Origin of the sequence: Polaromonas sp., from assembly GCF_030680935.1 — a bacterium.
Taxonomy (GTDB): domain Bacteria; phylum Pseudomonadota; class Gammaproteobacteria; order Burkholderiales; family Burkholderiaceae_C; genus Polaromonas.
The window spans coordinates 20,792-46,221 of record NZ_JAUXUP010000029.1; the positions used below are offsets into that span (position 1 = coordinate 20,792).

At 62.9% G+C, this 25,430-nt stretch carries 22 protein-coding genes; 14 read left to right on the forward strand and 8 right to left on the reverse strand.

The features are described from left to right. Positions 1–170: 170 nt before the first annotated feature. From hpaE to hpaR, 4 genes are read right to left on the reverse strand one after another with little or no spacing between them, the layout of a single operon-like run. A complete protein-coding gene (hpaE, locus tag Q8L50_RS08165) occupies positions 171–1,628 on the reverse strand; it encodes a 5-carboxymethyl-2-hydroxymuconate semialdehyde dehydrogenase (RefSeq protein ID WP_305348168.1) in 1,458 nt (485 codons plus the stop codon). Between the two features lie 2 nt (positions 1,629–1,630). Next, on the reverse strand, positions 1,631–2,377 hold the full coding sequence (locus tag Q8L50_RS08170) for a fumarylacetoacetate hydrolase family protein (RefSeq protein ID WP_305348169.1): 747 nt from the start codon (positions 2,375–2,377) through the stop codon (positions 1,631–1,633). Further along, positions 2,374–2,997 (reverse strand): fumarylacetoacetate hydrolase family protein, encoded by a 624-nt coding sequence (locus Q8L50_RS08175; RefSeq protein ID WP_305348170.1) that lies wholly within the window; start codon positions 2,995–2,997, stop codon positions 2,374–2,376. The genes Q8L50_RS08170 and Q8L50_RS08175 overlap by 4 nt, the downstream gene beginning before the upstream one ends. Continuing rightward, positions 2,994–3,425, reverse strand: a complete 432-nt coding sequence (hpaR, locus tag Q8L50_RS08180) for a homoprotocatechuate degradation operon regulator HpaR (protein WP_305348171.1) — start codon at positions 3,423–3,425, stop codon at positions 2,994–2,996. The genes Q8L50_RS08175 and hpaR overlap by 4 nt, the downstream gene beginning before the upstream one ends. Before the next feature lie 108 nt (positions 3,426–3,533). Between hpaR and radA the strand changes: the two genes are divergently transcribed. From radA to waaF, 5 genes are all read left to right on the forward strand, one after another. After that, positions 3,534–4,901: a DNA repair protein RadA gene (gene radA, locus Q8L50_RS08185; RefSeq protein WP_305348172.1), complete on the forward strand. Its 1,368-nt coding sequence runs from the start codon at positions 3,534–3,536 to the stop codon at positions 4,899–4,901. Positions 4,902–5,054: 153 nt separating this feature from the next. Next, positions 5,055–5,489 (forward strand): glycerate kinase, encoded by a 435-nt coding sequence (locus Q8L50_RS08190; RefSeq protein WP_305348173.1) that lies wholly within the window; start codon positions 5,055–5,057, stop codon positions 5,487–5,489. Between the two features lie 99 nt (positions 5,490–5,588). Next, positions 5,589–6,542, forward strand: a complete 954-nt coding sequence (locus tag Q8L50_RS08195; protein WP_305348174.1) for a branched-chain amino acid transaminase — start codon at positions 5,589–5,591, stop codon at positions 6,540–6,542. Between the two features lie 2 nt (positions 6,543–6,544). Beyond that, positions 6,545–6,754: a zinc-finger domain-containing protein gene (locus Q8L50_RS08200; RefSeq protein ID WP_305348175.1), complete on the forward strand. Its 210-nt coding sequence runs from the start codon at positions 6,545–6,547 to the stop codon at positions 6,752–6,754. Positions 6,755–7,138: 384 nt separating this feature from the next. Continuing rightward, complete coding sequence (gene waaF / locus Q8L50_RS08205; RefSeq protein WP_305348199.1) at positions 7,139–8,128, forward strand: lipopolysaccharide heptosyltransferase II; 990 nt, start codon at positions 7,139–7,141, stop codon at positions 8,126–8,128. Here the strand turns inward: waaF and Q8L50_RS08210 are convergent. The 4 genes from Q8L50_RS08210 to Q8L50_RS08225 form a co-directional block, all read right to left on the reverse strand. Further along, on the reverse strand, positions 8,125–8,742 hold the full coding sequence (locus tag Q8L50_RS08210) for a carboxymuconolactone decarboxylase family protein (protein WP_305348176.1): 618 nt from the start codon (positions 8,740–8,742) through the stop codon (positions 8,125–8,127). The genes waaF and Q8L50_RS08210 overlap by 4 nt on opposite strands. A gap of 348 nt (positions 8,743–9,090) precedes the next feature. Beyond that, a complete protein-coding gene (locus tag Q8L50_RS08215; RefSeq protein ID WP_305348177.1) occupies positions 9,091–10,296 on the reverse strand; it encodes an ATP-binding protein in 1,206 nt (401 codons plus the stop codon). A gap of 8 nt (positions 10,297–10,304) precedes the next feature. Next, positions 10,305–11,015, reverse strand: a complete 711-nt coding sequence (locus Q8L50_RS08220; RefSeq protein WP_305348200.1) for a response regulator transcription factor — start codon at positions 11,013–11,015, stop codon at positions 10,305–10,307. A 273-nt stretch (positions 11,016–11,288) separates the two neighbouring features. Next, positions 11,289–12,695 carry an AmpG family muropeptide MFS transporter gene (locus Q8L50_RS08225; protein WP_305348178.1) on the reverse strand — a complete coding sequence of 469 codons (1,407 nt, stop codon included), beginning with the start codon at positions 12,693–12,695 and terminating at the stop codon, positions 11,289–11,291. 73 nt (positions 12,696–12,768) lie between these two features. Here Q8L50_RS08225 and Q8L50_RS08230 point away from each other — a divergent pair, with 73 nt between their 5' ends. The 9 genes from Q8L50_RS08230 (at position 12,769) to Q8L50_RS08270 (ending at position 25,430) form a co-directional block, all read left to right on the forward strand. Next, positions 12,769–13,587 (forward strand): M48 family metallopeptidase, encoded by an 819-nt coding sequence (locus tag Q8L50_RS08230; protein ID WP_305348179.1) that lies wholly within the window; start codon positions 12,769–12,771, stop codon positions 13,585–13,587. Between the two features lie 82 nt (positions 13,588–13,669). Further along, positions 13,670–14,059, forward strand: a complete 390-nt coding sequence (locus Q8L50_RS08235; protein WP_305348180.1) for an Hpt domain-containing protein — start codon at positions 13,670–13,672, stop codon at positions 14,057–14,059. After that, positions 14,056–16,974: a PAS domain S-box protein gene (locus Q8L50_RS08240; RefSeq protein ID WP_305348181.1), complete on the forward strand. Its 2,919-nt coding sequence runs from the start codon at positions 14,056–14,058 to the stop codon at positions 16,972–16,974. Before Q8L50_RS08235 ends, Q8L50_RS08240 begins: the two co-directional genes overlap by 4 nt. A 47-nt stretch (positions 16,975–17,021) precedes the next feature. Then, positions 17,022–19,382 (forward strand): ATP-binding protein, encoded by a 2,361-nt coding sequence (locus tag Q8L50_RS08245; RefSeq protein ID WP_305348182.1) that lies wholly within the window; start codon positions 17,022–17,024, stop codon positions 19,380–19,382. Further along, positions 19,383–19,772 (forward strand): response regulator, encoded by a 390-nt coding sequence (locus Q8L50_RS08250; protein ID WP_305348183.1) that lies wholly within the window; start codon positions 19,383–19,385, stop codon positions 19,770–19,772. A 92-nt stretch (positions 19,773–19,864) separates the two neighbouring features. Continuing rightward, on the forward strand, positions 19,865–21,493 hold the full coding sequence (locus tag Q8L50_RS08255; protein WP_305348184.1) for an MFS transporter: 1,629 nt from the start codon (positions 19,865–19,867) through the stop codon (positions 21,491–21,493). 331 nt (positions 21,494–21,824) lie between these two features. Further along, a complete protein-coding gene (gene atzF / locus Q8L50_RS08260; RefSeq protein ID WP_370869766.1) occupies positions 21,825–23,519 on the forward strand; it encodes an allophanate hydrolase in 1,695 nt (564 codons plus the stop codon). Between the two features lie 52 nt (positions 23,520–23,571). After that, positions 23,572–24,579 (forward strand): ABC transporter substrate-binding protein, encoded by a 1,008-nt coding sequence (locus Q8L50_RS08265; RefSeq protein WP_305348185.1) that lies wholly within the window; start codon positions 23,572–23,574, stop codon positions 24,577–24,579. 5 nt (positions 24,580–24,584) lie between these two features. Next, positions 24,585–25,430 carry an ABC transporter permease gene (locus tag Q8L50_RS08270; RefSeq protein ID WP_305348186.1) on the forward strand — a complete coding sequence of 282 codons (846 nt, stop codon included), beginning with the start codon at positions 24,585–24,587 and terminating at the stop codon, positions 25,428–25,430.

A 25,430-nucleotide genomic window follows, 5' to 3' on the forward strand; every position in this document is an offset into this window, starting at 1 on the left:
ATCTTGCAGCCGCGTTTCCCTCCAACAGGCAGAGGGCGGAAGGGCGGGGTATTCTGCGCAGCGCAATCAAGGAGGAGGGCGGGGCGAAGCTCTGCCCGGAGGACATGCGCGGAGCAGAGTGCCCCGCCCTTCCGACCGGGGCAAACCACCAAAGCAGATGTGGCCACATCTCACACCCCCCAATGCGGAATATGGTGCGAACCGAGCGACACCGCCACGTTTTTCGGCTCGCAAAATACCTCATAACTCCAGGTACCGCCTTCGCGGCCCGTGCCCGATGCCTTGGTGCCGCCAAAGGGCTGGCGCAGGTCGCGCACGTTCTGGCTGTTGACGAAACACATGCCGGCTTCGACGGCCGCGGCGACGCGGTGCGCCTTGCCAATATTTTCGGTCCAGACATAACTGGACAGGCCGTACTGCGTTTCATTGGCCAGGCGAATGGCCTCGGCCTCGTCCGTGAAAGGAATCAGGCAGGCCACGGGGCCGAAAATTTCTTCCTGCGCAATGCGCATGCGATTGTCTACATCGGCAAACACGGTGGGCAAGACATAGTTGCCCATTTTCACCCGGTCCGGCAGGTCCGGCGTGCCGAGCCCGCCGCACAGCAGGGTGGCGCCTTCTTTTGGGCCCAGCTCAATGTAGCTGCGTACCTTGGCCAGGTGAGCCTGCGAGATCATCGGGCCGATGGTGGTGGCCTCATCCAGCGGGTCGCCTACCTTGATGCGTTTGGCGCGTTCGACAAACTTCGCAGTGAAGTCGGCATAAATGGATTGCTGCACCAGAATGCGTGAGCCTGCGGTGCAACGCTCGCCGTTGTTGGAGAAGATCATGAAGATCGCTGCATCGAGGGCGCGCTCCAGGTTCGCATCCTCGAAAATCACAAACGGTGATTTGCCGCCGAGTTCCATGCTGAATTTTTTCAGGCCGGCGGCCTGCACGATGCGGTTGCCGGTGGCCGTCGATCCGGTGAACGAGATGGCGCGCACATCCGGGTGGCTGCACAAGGGCTCGCCCGCTTCCTTGCCGTAGCCGTGCACGATGTTGAGCACCCCCGGTGGGATGCCGGCTTCAAGTGCGAGTTCGCCCAGGCGAGCCGCGGTCATCGGCGAGAGTTCGCTCATCTTGAGCACAGCGGTGTTGCCGAAGGCCAGGCAAGGCGCCACTTTCCAGGTGGCCGTCATGAAAGGCACGTTCCACGGCGAGATCAGCGCACACACGCCGGTCGGGTGGTACAGCGTGTAGTTCAAGTGCGTTTCGGTCGGGTAGCTGTGGCCATCGACCCGGGTACACATCTCGGCGAAGTAATAGAAGTTGTCGGCCGCGCGCGGAATCAGCTGCTTGCCGGTCTGCGCAATCACCTGGCCGCAGTCATTGGTCTCGGTCTGCGCAATCTCCGGCACATGCGCGGCGATCAGGTCGCCGAGCTTGCGGATGATTTTTGCGCGCGCCGGCGCGGCCATGCCGGCCCACATTGGAAAGGCGTCTTTGGCGGCGGCGACGGCAGCGTTGACTTCGGCCTCGCCGCCGGATGCGACTTCAGCAAGAACTTCCTGCGTGGCAGGGTTGACCGTTTCGAAGTAGCTCCGGGCGGTGACATTCTTGCCGTTGATAAGGTGATCAATTTGCATGGTCATTCAATGGTATTGATGAGGTTGCCCAGGCCTTCGATGCTGGTGACGATGACGTCGCCGGCCCGGCAATCGACCACGCCGTCGGGCGTGCCGGTCAGGACCAGGTCGCCCGGTTGCAGGGTCATGAAACTGCTGAAGTACTCGATCAGGAAGTCCACGCCGAAGATCATGTCCTTGGTGTTGCCCGACTGGGTGAGCTTGCCGTTGACAGTGGTTTGAAGTGCCAAGGCCATGGGGTCAGCGATGTCGGCGGCATCCACCAGCCAAGGGCCCAGCGGCGTGCAGGTATCGCGGTTCTTCACGCGCAGGTTCGGGCGGTACCAGTTTTCCAGGTAGTCGCGGATCGCGTAGTCGTTGGCGATGGTGTAGCCGGCGATGAAGTCAGGGGCATCAGCGCGCTTGACGTTTCTGGCAGTCTTGCCGATCACGATGGTCAGTTCACATTCGTAATGCATGAGCTGCACGTCGGGCGGCCGGTGTGTCCGTTGCCTGTGGCCGATAAGCGTGCTTTCGCCCTTGATAAAAACCAGCGGTTCCTCGGGCGCCTTGAATTCCAGTTCTTTCGCATGGTCGGCGTAGTTCAGGCCCAGCGCGAGGATGGTGCGCGGGCGCGGCGTCGGCGCCAGCGGTGGCAACCAGGTCACCACTGTTTCGGCGACGAGTTGTCCGTTGTCCAGCAGGAGCTGGCCGTCGCGCTCGGTGGCCGCATGCACCTGGCCTTGATAAACGACGCGGGCGTGTTTCATGTGGCCTCCGCGACGAGTAGGTTGCTCAGCGTGCCGAAACCTGGCGCCGCGATGTCAACGCGGTCACCGGCTTTGGCCCGCGGCCTGCCCAGTTCACAACCGAGCATCAACACATCGCCAGGCTGCAGGGTCATGAAGTCGTTCACATCGGCCAGCAGTTGCGCAACGGGGCGAACCAGCTTTGAAAAATCCACGGACTGCTTCAGCTCGCCGTTGATGCGCACTTCCAGCGAGAAGGTTGACGGATCGCCGGCCTGTTCCACCGGCAACATGCGCTCGCCGATGCCCAGGAAGCCGTCCAGGCATTTGAACTTGACGGGTGGACGGAAAAAACTGGTGTGCGGCACCGACAGGTCGTTCATCAACACATAGCCGGCAACCTGCCCGTGATCACCGATCACCATCGCGATGGTGGCGCCGACTTCGACTTCCGGCACACGGGTAGGCACGGCGATCGCCGCGCCGTGTGCACTCCATGTGTTGGCGGTTTTGACATACAGCACCGGTGCTTTCGGTGGCGCCTTGTAAGGCGGCTGGTTCATTTGTGGTGTCAGCGCCTCGACCTCGGCGCGGAAGTTCAGCAGCGTGCCGTAAACCGTTCCCTCAGGCATCCAGCTCATGGCTGCTCCAATTCAATCAATTGGTCGAGCAGTTCATAGAGTTGGGCAAGGTTCTGTTTACCCAGTGTTTTTTCCATCCAGGCGTAATGCGCTTCAATGGTTTGCGACAGGGTGTGGACCAGCCGCGCACCCTTGTCGGTGGCTTCAACCACGGTGCGGCGCTGGTCGGCCGGGTCGCGCGCGCGGCGGATCAGGCCGTCGCGCTCCATGCGGCTCAGCACGCCGGTCAGGCTGGGGCCGAGGATGAAGGCTTCGCGTGCCACTTTGCCGGTTTCGACCACGCCGTGTTCGCCCAGCACGCGCAGTACCCGCCATTGCTGGTCGCTCAAGGCATGTTCGCGCAGGCGCGGCCGGGTGTGCGCCATCACGGATTCGCGTGCCTGCAGCAGCAGGCGGGGCAGATTGCGATGGGTAAAAGGGGTGGTCATGCGGGGGCCGTCAATTATTTAACATGTTAAATGAATTGACGCTTTCCTGCCCAGTCTCTTGCTCTCCAGAGTTACCCGCACTGTGATTAATTACAGTAATATCGCCGCATGGCCAAAGACAAGACAATTTTCAGCTGTACCGAATGCGGCGGCAGCAGCCCCAAGTGGCTGGGCAAGTGCCCGCAATGCGGCGCCTGGAACACCCTGATTGAGTCGCTGGCTGAGAGCCAGTCGCCTGTCAAAAACCGTTTCGCCTCGCTGGCCAAACCTTCGGAAGTCGCCACCCTGGCCGACATCGAGGCCACCGACATGGCGCGCACGCCCACCGGCCACGAGGAGCTGGACCGTGTGCTGGGCGGCGGCATTGTTGAAGGGGGTGTGGTGCTGATTGGCGGCGATCCCGGCATCGGCAAATCGACGCTGCTGCTGCAGGCGCTGGATTCCCTGCAGCGCGCCGGTCTCGACACCCTGTATGTCACCGGTGAGGAAAGCGGCGCGCAGGTCGCCTTGCGTTCCCGTCGGCTCGGGCTGGATGGCTCGCAAGTCAAGGTGCTGGCGGAGATTCAGCTTGAAAAAATCCTCGCTACGCTGGAAGCGACCCGACCGGCGGTGGCCGTGATCGACTCCATCCAGACGGTTTACTCCGACCAGCTCACGTCTGCGCCGGGTTCGGTCGCGCAGGTCCGCGAATGCGCCGCCCACCTGACGCGTGCGGCCAAGTCCAGCGGCGTCTGCATCATTCTGGTCGGGCACGTGACCAAGGAAGGTGCGCTGGCCGGCCCGCGCGTGCTGGAGCACATGGTGGACACGGTGCTTTACTTCGAAGGTGACACACATTCGAGCTTCCGGCTGGTCCGCGCGATCAAGAACCGCTTCGGCGCGGTCAACGAAATCGGCGTGTTTGCCATGACTGAAAAAGGCCTGAAGGGCGTGACGAATCCCAGTGCCATCTTTTTGAGCCAGCACAGCGAGCCGGTGCCCGGTAGCTGTGTGCTGGTCACGCTGGAAGGAACACGCCCGCTGCTGGTTGAAATTCAGGCGCTGGTGGACAGCGGCGGTCCGAGCCCGCGCCGGTTGTCTGTGGGCCTGGACCGTGACCGCCTGGCCATGCTGCTGGCGGTGCTGCACCGTCACGCCGGCATCGCCTGCATGGACCAGGACGTGTTTGTCAACGCGGTCGGTGGTGTGCGCATCAGCGAGCCGGCAGCCGATCTGTCGGTGATGCTGGCGATCACTTCCAGCCTGCGCGGCAAGCCGCTGCCCAAGGGTTTTATCGCTTTCGGCGAGGTGGGGCTGGCTGGCGAAGTGCGCCCCGCACCGCGCGGCCAGGAGCGCCTGAAGGAAGCGGCCAAACTCGGTTTCAGCGTGGCCGTGGTGCCCAAGGCCAACGCGCCCAAAAAGCCTATTGAGGGCCTGACCATTCATGCGGTGGAGCGGGTCGAGCAGGCCATCGAGTTGGTGCGCAGTCTGGCTTGATCGCCGGCTTGACCTGGCGTGCTCCTGAAATGATAGCGAATTACGCCCGTTTGGCAGGGGCTAGCGACTCTTTCGATACCCCCAGTGCGTCGCCTGGCGTCACTACGCACTCCCCGCAGCCGACCGGTTGCCGGGGCCTGCGAAAATGGTGCCATGAACTTCCAGAAAATTTTCGTCCCGATTGCCGGTGCGGCGGCGGTGGCCATGGCCTACCGTGTGTACGGCTGGGCCGGTGTTGCGGTCGTGGCCACGGTGGTCGTGATGTGGGTACTGCTGCATTTCACCCGCATGATGCAGGTCCTCAAACGCGCCGCCGACCGGCCTGTCGGTTACGTGGACAGTGCGGTCATGCTCAATGCCAAACTCAGGGCGGGGCATACGCTGTTGCACGTGCTGGCCATGACAAGGAGCCTGGGCGCACGCCAATCTGAAAAAGATGTGCAGCCCGAGGTCTTTCGCTGGACGGACGGCAGCCAGTCGCATGTAACCTGTACCTTTGTCGGCGGCAAACTGGCAAGTCATGTGCTTTTCAGGCCTGCGCTGCCTGATCCCGTGCAGGCTACAGACGGGTCGTCCGACGCCCCGTAAAATCAGCCTTTCCGGTTTCTCCGGGGCTCCTGCCGCAATGAGGACAGTCCGTTCCGGCTTCGCCCCTTATTTCATGACATTTATCACAGGATCAGCACCATGTCCCCAGTAGCCCCCTCCATGGAAGACCGCGACGGCAAAATCTGGATGGACGGCCAGATGGTCGAATGGCGCGACGCCAAAATCCATGTCCTGACACACACACTGCATTACGGCTGTGGCGCGTTTGAAGGCGTGAGGGCTTACCAGCTGCAGGACGGCAGCACCGGCATCTTCCGCCTGGAAGAACACACCGAGCGCCTGTTCAACAGCGCCAAAATCCTGCGCATGAAAATTCCGTTCACCCCGGCCGAGGTCATGCAGGCCACGCTGGATGTGGTGCGGGTCAACAAGCTGCCAAGCTGCTACATCCGCCCCCTGACCTGGATCGGCTCCGAAAAACTAGGTGTCTCGCCAAAAGGCAACAAGATTCACCTGATGGTTGCGGCTTGGCCCTGGGGTGCGTATCTGGGTGATGAGGGCTTGCGGCGCGGCATTCGTGTGAAGACATCAAGCTTCACGCGCCATCACGTCAACATCACCATGATCCATGCCAAGGCGGTGAGCAACTACACCAACTCGATTCTGGCCAACATGGAAGCCACCGACGAAGGTTACGACGAAGCGCTGTTGCTGGACCCGCAGGGTTTTGTCTCCGAGGGTGCGGGTGAAAACGTGTTTGTGGTGCGCAAGGGGGTGGTGTACACGCCGGATTCCAGCGCCGGCGCCCTGAACGGCATCACGCGCAACACGATTTTTTCAATCTGCGCCGACCTTGGCATATCCATCCGTGAAAAGCCGATCACGCGCGATGAAATCTACATCGCCGACGAAGCATTTTTCAGCGGCACCGCCGCCGAAGTCACACCCATACGCGAGTTGGATCGGGTGGAGATCGGCAACCGCGGCGATGGCGGCTCGCGCGGGCCCATCACCGAGAAAATCCAGGCAGCGTTTTTTGACATCGTGAACGGGCGCAACCCCAAATACGCCTCCTGGTTGGCCAAGGTTTGATCATGACGACTTCTTCTGTAGTTGAGTTGCTGGCCCAGGACCTGAACCCCCAGGGCGGTGTGTTCTGCCCCAGCCCCAAGGCTGCGATGGCGGTCTGGAGCAATCACCCCAAGGTCTACCTCGACGTGGCGCGCACCGGCCAGGCCAAGTGCCCGTACTGCGGTACGGTGTACAAACTCAAGGCAGGCGAGCACGTCGGCTCTGGCCATTAGAGACCCTCGGCATCACTCCCGCCATGCGCGTTCGGGTCCACAACGGGATGATTTGCTCGCCAACACCACGCAGCGTGTGCCGAGGCACACGCAAGGGGTTTGGTGGGCAAAGCGCCCGTTTTGGTCCGAACCCGAAGGGGCGTGGTTTTGCGGGCGATCCACTTCGTTCCAAAACCAGGCAAGGCGGTAAGCCTTGCCTTGGGTTTTGCGCCTCGCGGCTCATCCCGCAAAACCACGCCGCGCTCGGCGCGAGTGATGCCGAGGGTCTCTAACGTGTCTGTTCCCCTTCAAGCGGCCGCCGCGGAACCGGCTTTGCCGGGCCGCAGGCGGCGCCCCCCTGGGGGGGAGCTGGCCGAAGGCCGCTTCGGGGGGGCATCGTTAGTCATTGCGCCGCAGTGGATAGGCGACGCGGTGATGACCGAGCCGCTGCTGCGGCGCCTGTACGCGCGTGGTGAGCAGATCACCGTTGGGGCCTTGCCCTGGGTGGCGCCGGTGTACCGCGCCATGCCGCAGGTACACGATGTCATTGAGTTTCCATTCGCCCACGGTGGCCTGCAGCTAAGGGCCCGGCGCCTGCTGGCAGGTCGCATCGCCGGCCAGTTCGACACCGCCTATGTGTTGCCCAATTCGCTCAAAAGTGCCTTGCTGCCTCTGCTGGCTGGCATTCCCAAACGCGTCGGTTACCTCGGCGAAGCGCGAATCGGCCTGCTCACACACCGGCTGAAAAACCCGGCCAAGGGCCAGCGCCCGCCCATGGTGGCGTTTTACTCGGCGCTCAGCGGCGACACCGCGCTGGACGCAGACCAGCCAGAGTTGCGGCTGCCGCCAGCCGACGTGGATCAGGCGCTGGCCGAACTCGGTTTGCAGCGCGGTACTTACGTGGTGTTTGCGCCGGGCGCTGAATACGGGCCTGCGAAACGCTGGCCGGCCGCACACTTTTCGGCACTGGCGCAAAAGCTGAATCTGCCGGTGGTCCTGCTGGGCTCTGGCAAGGAGGCCGCGTTGTGCGAAGAGATCGCCGCGCCCGTCAACGCCCTTCGTGCAGGCCAGTGCCTGAACTTCGCCGGGAAAACCACGCTGGTGCAGGCCTTGTGTGCGATTTCTGCCGCCAGAAGTCTGGTCAGCAATGACTCGGGTCTGATGCATGTGGCGGCCGCTTTTGGCGTTCCGCAGGTGGCAATTTTTGGATCGTCCAGCCCCCTGCATACACCGCCACTGAACGAACGCGCCACCGTGTTGTGGCTGAAAACCGATGCAGCCTACCAGCCACCGCTGGACTGCGCGCCTTGTTTTGAACGCGAGTGCCCGCTGGGCCATACGCGCTGTCTGAATGACATCAGCGCCGAGAGGGTGCTGGCGGCCCTTCCGGTTTAAGCGGGAAACGCGTCCAGCGCGCTGAAGCCGGCCTGAGGCTGGCCGGGCGTGCGCGCCACATTCATCACCCAGCACACAAGGGTGAAGTACCCGACCAGTGTGGTGAGTTCAACCACACCTTGCTCGCCGAAAAGCGCCAGGGCGGCGGCGTAGCTGTTGTCGCTCACGCCGTGGTGCTGCAACAGCTCGGTCACCAGATCCACCGCAGCGGCCTCATCGGCTGCGCTGCTGTGTGGGTAGCGGCCGGCCGCGATGGCGTCCAGGCTGCTTTGGGGCACCCCGGCCTTGAGCGCCAGCGGCGCATGCATCAACCACTCGAACTGGTTGGACACGTGGCGCGCCACCAGGCACATCGCCAGCTCGCGGATACGCACTTCCAGGATGCTGTCGAAGCGCAGATATTCGCCGACCTGGCCGACGCGCGACATCAACTCAGGGCTGCGGATCAATGGAATGAAGGGGCCAAACACCGCCTTGCGTGGGCCGGCGATCAGGGCTTCGGCGGCGGCGCGTTGTGCGGCATTCATCTGCGTCGGTGGCAGCAGCGGCAGGCGCTCCTGCGGTGCTTGCGAAAATCCCTGGCTGACAGGCGCAGCCGGATGGCTTGGGGTCACGGTAAAACTCCTTTTGGGTCCGGCGATGTTATCGCGTCAACCGGGCGCAACCGGCAAAAAAAAGCCGCCTCGCGGCGGCTTGTGGAACTGTGTGTGGCCCGTTTTTGAGAGGGCTGCGGTCTGTTGTCCGACCTGTTGTCCTCGCCTTTTTATTTTGCCTGTCTGGCCTTTTCGGATGTTGTCACAGCAACCTGCCGACTGTAGCGGCGACAGGCCCTTGCCCGCATCCCCCAAATGAGGGAGAGATGTCGCTTTTGAGATGAAAACTTCCGTACCCGGCCCTGTTTGTCGACGGCGTTTAAACCACCTGATGATCGCAGTGCCCAATCTGCCGCCCAGTACGCCTGTTCATGTCGACGTTTGCATCGGCAACTCCACCACAAAGGAAGCACCACCGCCTGGTCGGTCTTCGCAGCGCACGGTGCCCCGGTGGCGTTCGGTGATGGATTTGACCAGTGCCAGTCCCAGGCCGACGCCGCCCTCGCGTTCGCTGGCGCCCGGCAACCGGTAAAAGGGTTCAAAAATCCGCTCACGCTGGCCGACCGGTACACCTGGCCCCCGGTCGTTGACACGAATCACGGCGCGCCGCTGCGCACCGGTGCCGGTTTGCGTCAGCTCCAGGCTGACTTCGCCGGTCCCGTAACGCCGGGCGTTTTCCAGCAGGTTGCGGATCAGGCGGCGCAGCAGGCGCGCCGAGCCCTGAAGCATCAGGCTGTGTGTTTGCATGGCGGTGCCCAGTTCAGCCTGCATACGTGCGCATTCCTCGGCGGCCAGGCCGGTGAGGTCCAGCATTTCAAACGGTTCGGCATCGGCCTGGCGGGCGTCGAGCCGGCTGGCCAGCAAAATCTCGTCGATCAGCTGGTCCAGCTCGTTGATACTGCGCGAGACTTCAGCACGTTGCGCAGAGTTCGTGCCACTGTCCATGAGTTCCAGTCCCATCCGTATGCGTGCCAGGGGCGAGCGCAACTCATGGGAGGCGTTGGCCAGCAGGGATTTGTGTGAGACCAGCAGGGATTTTTGCGTCTCCATCAGCGTTTCAATTCGTTCGGCCGCATGGTTGAAGCGCTCTGCCAGAAAAGCCACCTCATCGGTGCCATGTACCGTCACCCGCGCCGACAAGTCCCCGCTGCCCCAGCGCTCTACGCCGCGTTGCAGGCCTTCAAGCCGCTGCGTCAGCCGCCTGACGATGGGGTAGGTTCCGAGTGCGACTGCCAGTGCCACCAGCCCCAGCATCCAGCCAAAACCGAAGGGCGGGCGGTTCCAGGAACTGGTGGGCGGGCGCTTGGGCCGTGGCAACATCAGGTTCAGGGTCTGGCCATCGCTGGTCTGCACTACAAATTCCAGGTCGTCACCGCGTTTGCGGTCGGGTCTGGTCTGCGCCTTGCCAATCACGGCCCCCGTCTGGTTGTGTACAAGGACTTCGCGGATTGGCAGCTGGGGCGGATCTGCACTGAGGCGCCATGCGGCCCCCACCGCGAAGGCCAGCACCAGTACGGTGGCCACCACGGCCAGCCAGATGCGTACATACAGGTGCGAGGTAAAACGTGACCACATCCCGGACATCAATCCTGCTGCTTGGCAAACACGTAGCCGACACCACGCACGGTGAGAATGCGTTTCGGATCTTTGGGGTCGAGTTCGATGGCGCTGCGAATGCGCCCCATGTGCACGTCGATCGAGCGGTCAAAGGCCTCCAGCTCACGGCCGCGCACGGTCTCCATGATCTGATCACGACTGAGCACGCGGCCAGCGCGCTCGGCCAGCGCCACCAGCAGGTCAAACTGGTAAGAGGTCAGCTCGCAGGCCTTGCCTGAGACCGTCACGGTGCGCGCGTCGCGATCAATTTCCAGAGAACCGAAACGCATGGCAGGCTGGCTGCCCGCTGCGCTGGCGTTTTCGCCACCGCGCCGCAATACCGCGCGGATGCGGGCCAGCAACTCGCGCGGCTCAAACGGTTTGGGCAGGTAATCGTCCGCGCCGATTTCAAGACCTACGATGCGGTCCATCGGGTCGCCCTTCGCGGTCAGCATCAGCACGGCTGTGCGCGCGCTGTCAGTGCCCGAACCCTTGATGCGGCGGCAGACCTCCAGCCCGTCCATGTCGGGCAACATCAAATCCAGAATCACCAGATCTGGTTTGCAGCTTTGCAGCGCTTCCAGGCCTTTGGCGCCGTCGGCTGCGTGGGTGAAGCCGTAGCCCGACTGGCGCAGGTATTCGCCCACCATGGTCGCCAGACGGGTGTCGTCTTCAATCATTAGAAGTTGTTGTGTCATGGGCTGACTCACTGGGCGGGTGTTGGTGGTCTGGTCAGTGTAGCCATTGGGCGCCGGGGCGGCACTGGGCGCCAGCACATCCGTGGTGAAAGGGCTTGCGGTGCGGTCACTCATGAGGGGGTTCCTTGGGGGATGGACCCATTCATGGTGCGCGCCCGGCGACAAGCCGGGTTGAAGCACCCGTAAAGTTAGGTAAACCGCCGCGTCCTGCCGGGGGTCTTTTCCATTGGCTGTTGATGTGCTATAAAATTAATAGCTGCTTGCGCACGTCAATCATGGGCCGGAGGGCATTTTCATGCGTGAAGCCAGCCACACAAGCAGCAACACCGGTAACCCCAACAAGGCCGTCACCGTGAAAAAGTTGGCGTAACCAAATGCGTCCACAAACACGCCGGAGTAGCCCGCCAGAAACTTCGGCAGCAGCAACATCATGGAGCTGAACAATGCGTACTGCGTGGCCGAATAGTTGATATTCGTCAGGCTGGATAAATAGGCAATAAACGCGGCTGAGGCAATGCCGCTGGACAGGTTGTCGGCCGAAATGACAAATACCAGCGCCTGCACATCGTGCCCGCGTGATCCCAGCCACGCAAACAGCAGGTTGCTGGCGGCGCTCAGCACCGCGCCCAGCATCAGCACCCGCATCACGCCAAGCCGCATGGCCAGCACGCCGCCCAAAAACGCGCCCACCAGCGTCATGATGACGCCGTAAATCTTGGTCACGGTGGCCACCTCGTCCTTGGTGTAGCCCATATCAACATAAAACGGATTGGCCATGATGCCCATCACCACATCGCTGATGCGGTACACCGCGATCAGCATCAGGATCAGCACTGCGTGTTTTCCGTAGCGCCGCAAAAAGTCGGCAAAGGGTTCGACCAGCGCACTTTGGAGCCATTCGGCAGCGTTGCGGGCAGGCGGCAATTCGCGCCGTGCCGGTTCAGGTGAAAACAGCACCGTCACCACGCCCAGCAGCATGGAGGCGGCCATGACCAGGTAGGCGGTTTGCCAGGCGCCGTGCTGGTAGGTGGCCACACCCGCTGCATTGACCACCTCGGCGCGTGCGGCGATCCACAGTACCCCGGCGCCGGCCCAGATCATCGCCATGCGGTAGCCGGTTTGATAGGCTGCAGCCAGCGCCGCCTGGCGCTGCACTTCGGCAGACTCGATGCGAAAGGCGTCGAGCGCAATGTCCTGCGTGGCCGAGGCAAACGCCACTGCCAGCGCGCACCACACCACCGGCAGCAAGGCGAGTTTGGGGTCGGTCAGCGCCATGCCGACCAGGGCCGCCATGATGACCGCCTGCGACAGCAGCAGCCAGCTGCGCCTGCGCCCGAGCAGCCGCGTCAGCAGCGGGATGGGCAATCGGTCCACCAGTGGCGCCCAGACCCACTTGAAGCCATAGGCCAGGCCCACCCAGCTCAGGTAACCAATGGTGGTGCGGTCAATGCCGGCTTCGCGCAGCCAGAAACTCAGGGTGCCAAACACCAGCAGCAGGGGCAGCCCGGCAGAAAAGCCCAGCAGCAACATGCGCAAGGTGGGCGCTTCGGTGTAAACAAGCAGGGTCTGCGCCCAGCCGGGGCGCGGTGACCCCGCAGCATCCCCGTCGGACGCAGCGGCAGCAAAATGCGGTGTTGGCTGACGCAGCGGCTGTGGTTTGTCGGATAAGGTCTCTCTCATGCGGGAATAATACGCCGTGAGAAGTCTGGCGCCCCGCGTCTGAAACCCCAAGCCCCGTACTCTGGAGATGGCGATGAAATTTGCTGCAAGTTGGACCCTGGCCGGACTGGCTGCCGTGTTGTTGATCACCACCCCGCCCGCCATCGCCCAGAACGAAGGGGTGCAGGTGGGCCGCAACTCCGGCTTTACCAAACTGGTGCCCGCAGAGGATATCGAGCAGGCCTCCAGACAACAATACGCCAAGATGATGCAGGAGGCGGCGGCGCAGAAGGCGCTGGCCCCGCCCGGCCACCCGCAGTTGCAGAGGCTGCGCGGTATTGCGCAGCGCATCATCCCGCACGCGGTGGCATGGAACCCGAGGGCTAAAAGCTGGCAGTGGGAGGTGAATCTGATCGGCAGCAAGCAGATCAACGCCTTTTGCATGCCGGGCGGCAAGATCGCTTTCTACACCGGCATTCTTGAGCAGTTGCAGCTGACCGACGACGAGGTGGCGATGATCATGGGCCACGAAATGGCCCACGCCCTGCGTGAACACGCGCGCGAACGCATGGGCAAATCGGCGGCCACCAACATAGGCGCCAGCTTGTTGTCGCAGTTGCTCGGGCTTGGTGATTTGGGGCAGACCGTCGCCAGCCTTGGGGTAGATCTGATCAACCTCCGTTTTGGCCGTGAAGACGAGTCCGAGGCCGACCTTGTTGGCATGGAGCTCGGTGCACGCGCCGGTTTTGATCCGCGTGCGGGCATCACGCTGTGGCAGAAAATGGCCGCTGCCAACAAGGGCGCCCCGCCGCAATGGCTCAGTACGCACCCGGCAGGTGCCACCCGCATAGCCGATATGCAGCGCAACTTGCCCCGGGTTCTCCCTCTGTACGAGCGCGCCCGCAAGAGCTGAAGCCGTGCTCCAATAGGGGCACCTTGCAAAAAATTCTCCGTCTTCACTTGTGCCAATGCAACCGGCTGCGGCGCTTCCAGGCATGAGCACCCCGCAACAACAGTTCCAGCAGTTTCTCGATGAGCAGCGCCAGGCGTACGGGCGCAGCTTGCCGGGCAAGGTGGGTCAGATCGAGGCGATTTGGCGCCTTGCAGTAGCGAACTCTGGGGTGGCGTCGCTGGCCGAACTTGAGCGTCTGGTGCATACGCTGGCAGGCACCGCAGGCACCCTGGGTTTTGTGGCCACAGGTCACGCCGCCAAGGCGCTCGAGCTGCTGCTGCAACGGGTGGTGCAGTCTGGCGCGGGCGTCGCTGGACTGCACTCTGATATCGAACGCGCCATCGGATCTTTGCAGGACAGCCTGCCAGTGACCGATGCAGCGGCGGCAGAAACACCGCCACACGCGACGGGCACCGCAGAAGAGGGCCTGTGAAAACCTCTACCCCTGTCAGGATCAATCTCGCGCTGGGACTGGGCGCGGCCATGGTGCTACTGGTGGCGGTTGCGGCCTACAGCACGATTGACGAGCTGATCGGTGACGCGCAACAATCTTTGAAGGTGCAGCAGTCAACCACCTTGCTGGAGCGCGTGGGGCGCAGTCTGGCCAACGCAGAGTCCACGCAGCGCAGATTTTTGATCGAGGCAAGTGATGAGCACCTGTTTGATTATGAGGAGGCGCGCTCCCGGGTGGTTGTGGTTTTGAGCCAGCTGCGAGCCGCTGATGCGGTCAATGCGGCCGACCCTAAATTGCCGGCACTCGCTGGCTCTGTTGACCGGCGTCTTGGCATGCTGGATGAGGCGGTTCGGGCGCGGCGCGCAGAAGGTTTGACGGCTGCCAGCATGGTGGTCAACAGCGATCTGAATCGCCAGCTCAAGGAAGAAATTGACTCGCTGTCCGAGTTGCTGGCTGAGGGCAAGATGCAGGATCTGGCCCGCGCCCAGGCGGCCAGCCAGAGCGACGCACGGCAGACAGAGTTGCTGATCGCTGGCGGCGGGCTGCTGACGCTGGTGCTGATCATCGGAGCGCTGAGGTCCGTCAACCATTACCATGCCACGCAGCAACGTGCCGAAGACCAGTTGCGCGACAGCGAGGCCATGAGCCGGGCGGTGACGCGCAGCATGGCCGAGGGGGTGGTCACCACCGGCGTGGACGGGGTGATCACCGAAGCCAACCCCGCCGCCCTGAAACTGTTTGCTTACTCGCGCGATGAAATTCTGGGGCGCCAGGTGACCCACCTGGTGCCAGAGCGTTACCGGGGGCAGTTTGACATGTTGCTCGACGATTTGCGGGAGCGCAAGAGCGGCTTCAGCGAAGCCGGCCGCGAGGTAATGGCCATGCGAAAAGACGGCTCTGAATTTCCGGTGATCGTGTCCTTTGGCGATGTGGTGGTAGCGGGAAAACGCCTGTTTTCTGCCATCGTGCACGACATCACCGAGCGCGTGCGCAGCGAAGAGGCCCTACAGGCCAGTGAATACCAGCTCCGGCAGATCACCGATTCGGTGCCGGCACTGATTGCTTACCTGGACCGCGATGGTCGTTATATTTTTCACAACAAGGCCTATGGCGAAGTCATTGGGCCGCGCGTCGGCGCCATCGTCGGAAAAACCCTTCAGGAAGTGCTTGGCGAGGCGCTGTACCAGGACATTCGCCCGAACGTAGAGCGGGTACTGGCCGGCCAGACCGTGAATTACGAGCGTACCCAGCGCTCTGCGGTGCTCGGCGAGCGGGACTACGCGGTCAGCTATGTGCCGAGGTATGAGGCCGAAGATCAGCAGGGGCGGGTGACGGGCTTTTTTGCGATGGCGACAGACATCACCGACATGAAACGCATGGACCGGATGAAAAGCGAGTTTGTATCCACCGTCAGCCACGAGTTGCGGACTCCGCTGACCTCGATACGTGGCTCTCTCGGCCTGATCGCTGGCGGCATAGCCGGCCCGCTGCCACCGGCTGCCCAGGGCCTGGTGGACATCGCCAAAAACAATTGCGAGCGTTTGATCCGGTTGATCAACGACATTCTGGATATCGAAAAAATCGAGTCAGGCCAGATGCGCCTGGCCTTGCAGACCGTACCGTTGCAGCCCCTGCTGCTACAGGCGATCGCTGCCAATGAAGGTTTTGCCGGGCAGCATGGTGTGACCTTGCGCCTGCAGGCCCCCGATGCTGCGGTGCTGGCCAGCGTGGACACCGACCGGCTCACGCAGGTGCTCACCAATCTGCTGTCGAACGCGGTGAAGTTTTCGCCCAGATCCGGTGTGGTGGAAATCACGCTGTCCGGCCGCGCGGAGCGCGTGCGGGTGGAGGTGCGGGACCACGGGCCTGGTATACCGAAAGAATTCCGCCAACGGATTTTCCAGAAGTTCTCGCAGGCCGACTCGTCCGACACCCGGCAAAAGGGCGGCACCGGCCTGGGTCTGAACATCTCCAAAGCGATTGTCGAGAGAATGGGCGGAAGCATCGGGTTCGACAAGGCCCAGGGGGGCGGTACGATTTTTTTCTTCGAGTTGCCGCGTATCCACGAGCCGCAAGCGTTGGCCCCGAGTACATTGGCCAGACCCGTTGCCCAGGGTACCAGGCCGCGTATTCTGGTTTGCGAGGGCGACCGCGACGTTGCGCGCCTGATTGTCCTGATGCTGGAGAAAGCGGGATTTGACGCCGACGTGGCGCACAGCGCTGACCGCGCGCTGGCCATGTTGGCCGAGCAGCCATTTGCAGCGATGACGGTGGACCTCACCTTGCTGCCCGACCAGGACGGCGCGGCGCTGATCACCGCCGTGCGGCGTGATGCGCATACCGCCAATTTGCCCATCGTGGTGATTTCTGTCAGCGCAGAGCAGGGGCGGCAGCGCCCGGATCATCAAGGCCTGGGCGTTGCCGACTGGATTGAAAAGCCGATCAACGAACATTTGATGGTGCGCAGCCTTCGCGGCGCCATTCAGGGCGTACCTGGCGGGCGGCCGCGCATTTTGCATGTGGAGGACGATCTGGACATTCAGCGCATTGCTGCAGCCATCACCCAGGAGTTTGCAACCTTTGAATTTGCAACCTCGGTGCAGGAGGCCAGAACAGCCCTGCGGGCGCAACACTTTGACCTGGTGCTGCTGGACCTGAGCCTGCCAGGCGGTTCTGGCTGGGATCTGTTCCCGGACATCGACGCCTTGCCGCACCGGCCGCCAGTGGTTGTTTTCTCCGCCACCGATGTCACCGCTGCAGATGATCGCGGCGCTGCCGCCATTCTTGTCAAAGCGCAGACCAGCAACGAGGAGTTGCTGTCAACCATCCAGCGCGTGCTGAAAACGCCCTCTCCCCCCCCGGCCACACTGGCCGCTGAATCCGGAGATTCCTGAATGTCCAAACCACTCGCTCGCAGTACGGCTCCATTGAAACAAGCAGCATGCTGGAACCTTTAAAACCCCTTGACGAGACGGCGCGTCTGGCCGAGTTGCTGGACTTGCGCTTGCTCGACAGTCCGCCAGAGGAGCGTTTTGACCGGTTGACCCGCCTGGCCCTCAAACTGTTTGGCGTTAAAACGGCGCTGGTGTCGCTGATTGACCATGAGCGCCAGTGGTTCAAATCGCGGCAGGGGCTGGATGCCCCTGAGACGCCGCGCAATATCTCTTTTTGTGGTCACGCGATTTTGAACGATGGCCCTTTTGTCATTGAAGATGCCAGCAGCGACGCGCGTTTTGCCGACAACCCGCTGGTCACAGGCGGGCCCTGCATCCGGTTTTACGCCGGCATGCCGCTGAGGGGTCCGAATGGCTTCAAGGTCGGGACGTTCTGTCTGATCGACCCGGTTGCGCGTCGCTTTGATGAGGAAGACCGTGCGGCGCTGCGCGATCTGGCGGCTGTGGCGGCAGCAGAAATCGCCAACAAGGACCTGAGCATCGCGCTGCACACCTCCAGCGAAAATGAGCTCCGGTTGCGGCAGATCACCGATGCCGTTCCGGCCTTGATTGCCTACGTCGATGCCGGGCAGCACCTTGTTTTTCACAACCGTGCCTACGAAGAGGTTTTTGGGTTGACGGCGCAGGATATCCAGGGCAAAACCTTGCGCGAGGTGATGGGCGAGGAGTTATATGAGACCGTGTGCCGCCACGTTGACAAAGCGCTGGCCGGTGAGGCGGTCCGTTATGAAAGGTTGCAGCCAGTTGCCGGACAGCAGGCGCGCGAATACGCGATGAATTACTTTCCCCGGTATGGCGAGGGCGCGCAGCGAGAGCAGGCCATTGGCTTTTATGTGCTGGGCACCGACATCACCGAGATGAAGCGCCTGAACCGCATGAAAAGCGAGTTTGTCTCCACCGTCAGTCACGAGCTGCGCACGCCGCTGACCTCGATTCGCGGCTCGTTGGGGCTTCTGGCCGGCGGCGTGGCGGGAGCCGTGCCGGATGCGGCTCGCAACCTGATCGATATCGCCAAGAACAACTCCGAACGCCTGATCCGGCTGATCAACGACATTCTGGACACAGAAAAAATCGAGTCAGGCCAGATGCGCCTGGCGCTTCAGGTGGTGGCGCTGCAGCCCCTGTTGCAACAGGGGCTGGCAGCCAATGAAGGGTTTGCCAGCGAGCATGGCGTGACTCTGCAACTGCATGCGCCCGCCGAGCCGCTGTGGGTCAACATCGACAACGACCGCATTACCCAGGTGCTGACCAACCTGGTCTCCAATGCAGTGAAGTTTTCCCCTCGTTCTGCTGCGGTCGAGGTCACGCTGTCAAGGCGGGATGCATGGGTGCGCATTGAGGTCCTTGACCACGGACCGGGCATTCCCGACGAGTTCCGTTCGCGCATCTTCCAGAAATTTTCGCAGGCTGACGCCTCTGATACGCGTGTGAAGGGCGGCACCGGCCTTGGGCTGGCGATCTCGAAAGCAATTGTCGAGCGGCTCGGCGGCAATATCGGTTTCACTTCGACAGTCGGCGTGGGCAGCTGCTTCTTTTTTGAGCTGCCCGAATGGCAAGCTGCGCCGGTTCCCGCCGCAATCGGTCTGCCAGCGTCGGCACAGCGCATCCTTGTCTGCGAGCCCGATCCGGATATCGCCCGGCTGATCAGCATGATGCTGGAGAAGGCCGGCTTCGAGGTTGATGCGGTCCATGGCTGCCAGCAGGTACTGGCCCGTCTGGCAACGCGGCCCTATGCGGCGATGACGGTGGACCTGCAGCCGACCGACCATGCGGGTGTTGCGTTGATTCTGGCATTGCGCAGCGACGCCCGCACGCGCAACCTGCCTATTGTGGTGGTTTCGGCCGCAGCCGGTGAAAGCCAGATCCGTTTCAACAACCAGCAGCTGTCGGTTTCCAACTGGTTGAACAAACCGATTGACGAAAACCTGCTGGTATGCGGCCTGCGCAGCTCAATTGCCAGCATGGCCGCCGGTTTGCCGCGCATCCTGCATGTGGAGGACGATCTGGATATTCAGACCATCACCGCTGCGCTGGCCCAGGATTTTGCAGTCTTCGAATTTGCGGCAACGCTGCCGCAGGCCAGGGCGCAACTGCTGGCACAGCGTTTTGACCTGGTGCTGCTGGACCTGAGCCTGCCGGGTGGTTCCGGCTGGGACCTGTTTCCCGACATCAACGCCTTGCCGCATCGGCCGCCAGTGGTGGTTTTTTCTGCCACCGATGTGACCGATGGCGATGATCGCGGCGCCGCGGCCATACTTGTGAAAGCCCAGACCAGCAACGAGGAGTTGCTGTCAACCATCCAGCGCGTGTTACAAATCACCCCTGCCACCGACTCCAAGGATTCCTGAATGTCCAAACCACTTGCCCGTATTCTTTATGTCGAAGACGAACCCGATATCCGGGCCATTGCCCAGATGGCGCTGGAGGCCGTGGGCGGCTTCACGGTGATTGCCTGTGCGTCCGGCAGCGAAGCGCTGGCCAACGCGCCCGGCGCCGGCGCCGACCTCTTGTTGCTCGACGTCATGATGCCGGGCATGGACGGCCCCAGCACACTCAAGGCCTTGCGCGCGCTGCCGGCCACCGCCAGCACCCCGGTGATCTTCATGACGGCCAAGGTCCAGGCGGCAGAAGTGGCGCAATACCGTGAGCTGGGCGCCATTGACGTCATTCACAAGCCCTTTGACCCTATGGAATTGTCGGCGCAGATCAGCCGCATCTGGGAATTGCAGGGGCAGTAAATCCTGCCGGCCCTCGTGGCCCGAAGCCTTGCGCAGCGCAAGGCTCCTGGCGGCGTTCCAGCAGCCCGCGCCGGCTGCCGCGACAATAGGCCATGCCCGATCCCCGACCGCCAGACCTGAAGGGCACACCTGTGTCGCCCGGTCATGACCCCGCTTCGCTCTCGGCCTGGGCGCCCTTGCGGGCGCCAGTGTTCCGCATGTTGTGGGGCACCTGGATGGCGGCCAACATCTGCATGTGGATGAATGACGTGGCGGCCGCCTGGCTCATGACTTCATTGACGACCTCGCCGATCTGGGTGGCGCTGGTGCAGTCGGCATCAACCCTGCCGGTTTTCCTGCTGGGCCTGCCCAGCGGCGCGCTGGCCGACATTCTGGACCGGCGCCGCTACTTCATCATCACGCAGTTCTGGGTGGCCGCGGTGGCGCTGGTGTTGTGCCTGACGATTGTTCTGGGCGCCATGACCGCGCCGCTGTTGCTGGCGCTGACCTTTGCCAATGGCATTGGCCTGGCGATGCGCTGGCCGGTGTTTTCTGCGATTGTTCCCGAGCTGGTGCCGCGCGCCCAGTTGCCCGCTGCGCTTGCGCTCAATGGCATCGCGATGAATGCCTCGCGCATCGTGGGGCCCCTGGTGGCTGGTGCGCTGATTGCCGGAGCAGGCAGCGAATACGTGTTTGTGCTCAACGCGGTGCTGTCGCTGGCCTCTGGTTTTGTGATCATGCGCTGGCGCCGCGAACATGTACCCAGCCCGCTGGGGCGCGAGCGCCTGATCAGCGCCATGCGCGTGGGTGTGCAGTTTGTGCGCCAGTCGACGCGGCTGCGCGCAGTGCTGCTGCGCGTGGCGCTGTTTTTCTTTCACTCCACCGCCTTGCTGGCGCTGTTGCCGCTGGTGGCGCGTGGTCTGCACAGCGGCGATGCCGCCACCTTCACGCTGCTGCTGGCGTCCATGGGTTTTGGCGCCATTTTTGTGGTGGCATTTCTGTTGCCCAGGCTGCGCCGCAGCTTCTCGCGCGACGCGCTGGTGCTGGGCGGCATGCTGCTGCAATCGGCTGCCACGGCCACCGTGGCCTTTGCGCCGAATGTGTACATCGCCGCGCCGGCGATGTTTCTGGCCGGCGCCGCCTGGATCACCACGGCCAATACCCTGAGTGTTTCTGCGCAGCTGGCCTTGCCCGACTGGGTACGTGCGCGCGGCATGTCGATTTTTCAAATGGCCATCATGGGCGCCAGCGCGCTGGGCGCCGCTGTCTGGGGCCAGGTCGCCACCCTGAGCAGTGTGCCGATCAGCATGCTGGTCGCGGCCCTGACGGGGGTGGTGGCGATCCTTGCCACCCAGCTGCTGCTGCGCGACCGCAGCATCGAAGAGGATTTGACACCCTCGCGCGAGTTCAAGGTGCCGAGCGCCGAGGCGCCGCCACTGACCGGGCAGGTGCGCATCACGATTGAATATCACATCGACCCGGCCCGCGCCGCCGAGTTTCGCGCGCTGATGCAGGAGAGCCGCCGCAGCCGATTGCGCCAGGGCGCGCTGGCTTGGGAATTGCTGCGCGACATCACCGAGCCCGGCCGATATATCGAGCAGATCACCGATGAGTCGTGGACAGAGCACCTGCGCCGCTTTGACCGAGTGACCACGGGTGACGTCGCGCTGCGCGACCGCAAGCTGGCTTTTCACCTGGGCGAATCACCGCCTGTGGTGACGCGCCTGGTACTGGAAACATAAGGCCCCCGCCGGGCGGCAAAGCTGCCTGAAAATCCGGCCCTGCTCCTTTTGTGGGCGCCGACCACGGACCGTGCCCGGGGCCGACCCGAGGCTGTCGGGTCGTTCTGGCCTCCAGGAAATTTCGGTTGCAGCCCTTGTTGAACATGCGCAGACAGCTATCTATTCGATAGCATTTTTACCGGTTCTCGGCACCCAGACACAGCGGTTGCGTGTCCCCGATGCGGCTGGCACGCACCTTGCATCTCATCTTGTACACAAGTATGGATGCTTCAAATTGGTGCAACTTTCCTTAAATTCTGAAGTGGCGGCGGCCCCGGGCGGGCGCGGCGCCGTGCTTCCAGTTGGCGGCGCTTTCGCGCCGCAGGCCTGGATCAGCCGCGCGCCGCCGCCGGACGCTGCGGCCATCGCACCGGCGGGGGCGCTGGCAGGGCTGACGTTTGCGGTCAAGGACAACATCGATACCGCCGGCCTGGCCACCACCGCTGCCTGCCCGGCCTTTGCCTACCAGCCCGACGCCCATGCGGCGGTTGTGCAGAAGCTGCTCGATGCTGGTGCATCTTTGCTGGGCAAAACCAACCTGGACCAGTTCGCCTGCGGCCTGAACGGCAGCCGTTCGCCTTATGGGGCGGTACCCAACGCCTTTAACCCGGCTTATGTATCGGGCGGCTCCAGCGCGGGCTCGGCCTATGTGGTGGCCACCGGCCAGGCCGACTTTTCGCTGGGCACCGACACCGCCGGATCCGGCCGCGTGCCGGCCGGCCTGAACAACATCGTGGGCCTCAAACCTTCGCGCGGCCTGATCAGTGCGCGCGGCGTGGTACCAGCGGCACAGAGTGTGGATTGCGTGTCCATTTTTGCGCGCACCGTGGCCACCGCGGCAGCGGTGCTGCAATCTGCCATGGGGCACGACGCGCAGGACCCCTGGTCGCGCAAGCTCGCACTGGCCACTGAACCGTTCTCCGCCGCATTCCGCTTCGGCGTGCCGGATCTCCTGGACTTTGATGGCGACGCATCCGCCCGTGCCGCGTTTGCGCAAGCGGTGACGCGGCTTGAAGCGATGGGTGGCACGGCGGTCACTATCGACTTTACGCCCCTGGCAGAAGTGGCCGAGCTGCTGTACGAAAGCGCGCTGGTGGCAGAGCGCTACACCGCCATACGGGGCTTTTTCGACACGCACGAAACCGAGGTGATCGAGCCGGTACGCGGCATCATTGCGGCAGGCCGCCATTACAGCGCCGCTGATCTGTACGCGGTGCAGACCGAAGTCAAACGCCTGGGCCAGCGCGCCGATGCCATGTGGAGCGGTATTGATGTGCTGCTGGTACCTACTGCGCCCACCCATTACACGCTGGCCCGGATGCAGCAGGAGCCGGTGGCGCTGAACCGCAAGCTTGGTACCTATACCAACTTCGTCAACCTGCTGGACTACGCCGCCCTGTCGGTGCCGAGTGCGCTGCGCGAAGACGGCCTGCCTTTCGGCGTCACCCTGATTGCGCCCTGCGGCAGTGACTGGCAGCTGGCCGATCTGGGCCAGCGTTACCACCACTCCACCGGGCTGGCGCAGGGCGCCACTGGCGTGCCTTTGCCGCCCATGCGCCCGATAGCTGCCCTGCGCAAACCGGCGGCAGTGAAGGTGGCGGTTGTGGGCGCGCACCTCTCGGGTATGCCGCTGAACAGCCAGCTGACCGAACGCGGCGCTACCCTTGCCGCGAGCGCAGACACCGCGCCGCACTACAAATTTTTTGCATTGCCCGGCACCGTGCCGCCCAAGCCGGGCCTGCTGCGTGTGGCGCCTGGCACGGGCAGCCGCATCGCCGTTGAAGTGTGGGACATGCCGGTTGAGCATTACGGCTCTTTCGTGGCGATGATCCCCGCGCCATTGGGCATAGGCACGCTGGAACTGGCTGATGGCAGCCAGGTCCAGGGCTTTCTTTGCGAGGCCCTGGCAACGGCTGGCGCGCAGGACATCTCGCATCTGGGCGGATGGCGCGCCTACATCGCCTCGCTGGCGGCCCCGCGACCCTGAGCTGCTTTTTGAAAACCCCGTCTCTCAACCCTTTTTTATCCAGGAGATTTCCATGAACACGCCCCACCGTCCACAGTCCCCTTCGGCCACACGCAGAAAAGTATTGCAGACCGGCGCTGCCGTGCTGGGCGTGATGGGAATGCCTGCCATCGTGCGCGCCCAGGCCGCGCCAAAAATCCGCATCGGCTACTGGCCCATCGCAGCCGGCCTGCCGTTTTACGCCGCCATCGAGCTGGGCTACTTCAAGGAAGCGGGCCTGGACGTGGAGCCTCTTAAATTCGCAGGTGCCCAGCAGGTCATGGAAGCAGTGCTCTCTGGCCGCTCGGACGGCACCGCCAACGGCACCGGGTCGGCCAACATCGCCATCGGCGAACTGGCCCAGCCCGGCACCTTCAAGATATTCTGTGCCAACCCAAGCAATGTGAAAAACGTGCTCGACGAAGTCATCGTCCCGGTGGCCAGCCCGGCCAAGGTGATGGCCGACCTCAAGGGCAAGCGCATCGGCTCGGGCCCCGGCATCCAGAACGTGACCTTGGCCAAGACCATCCTTGAGCGTGGTGGTGCCACTGGAGCCACGGTGGTCGAGCTGCCGATCGGTCAGCATGTGGCCGCGCTGGCCGCCGGCCAGATCGACGGCGCCTACACGCTGGAGCCCACCGGCACCATCGGCCGCATGAACGGCACCACGCGTGTACTCGAAGCCGGTGTGATTTCCCAATACGTGCTCGGTGACAACATGGCGCCCTGGTTCGGTGGTTCGGCCTCGCTGTCCTCGGACTTCATCAAGAAAAATCCGGACGCCGCCAAAAAATTCATTGCCGCCTACGGCAAGGGCGTGGCCTATGTCCGCACCAAATCGGTCGAGGCGCGCCAGTATCTCAAGGGCTACACCCCGATCGAAGGCGCGCTCACGGGCGAGGTACCGCTGGCGGCCTACATGATGTACAACGAATTCAAGCCGTCTGACGTGGCGCACTTCCAGAAGTTCTTCGACCTGTTTTCCGAAAAAGGCATCTTCAGTTCGCGCCTCATGGTGGACACCATGCTCTACAAGGGCTGAACAGGATGACCACCACCTCTGGAACGGCTGCGCCGGCTGCACCCGCCAAACCCTGGGCGCCGCCAGCAACGGTATCGGCGGGGACTGTGCAGCGCAAGCCAGCGCTGGACAGGGCGTTGCCCTTCGTCGGCCCGGTGGTGCTTTTCATCATCTGGGACCTCGTGGTGCGTTTCGGTTTCATCAAGGCCATCCTGCTACCGCCGCCGCTGGACGCGCTGGGCGCGCTGGTCAATGGCCTGGCCGGCGGACCGCTGCTCAAGGACTTTGCCGTCACGGTGTGGCGCACGGTCCAGGCTTTCATGATTGCCGCGGCCGTCGGCATGCCGTTGGGCGTGCTGCTGGGCAGCAACGAGAAGGCCTACCGCAGCGTCGAGTTCCTGATCGACTTCTTCCGTTCCACACCCTCATCGGCGTTGATTCCGCTGTTCCTGATGATTTTCGGTGTGTCCGACATCAACAAGGTGGCAATTGCCGCTTTCGGTGCGCTGCTGATCGTGATCTTCAACAGCGCCTACGGTGTGATCAACGCGCGCAAGCAGCGCGTGATGGCGGCCAAGGTCATGGGTGCCTCGCGCTGGCAGGTGTTCAAGGACGTGCTGATCTGGGAAAGCCTGCAGCCGAGTTTTGTCGGTCTGCGATCGGCGGTTTCGATGGCACTGGTGATCGTGATTGTGGCCGAAATGTTCATCGGGGCAGATAGCGGCCTGGGCAACCGCATCATCAACTCGCAGCAGGTCATGAACGTCAAAGACATGTATGCGTCCATTCTGGCAGCGGGTGTGCTGGGTTATGCGCTCAACGTCTTGTTCCTGCTTCTCGAGCGCCGCATTGTTCATTGGAGTGGAAGGTAG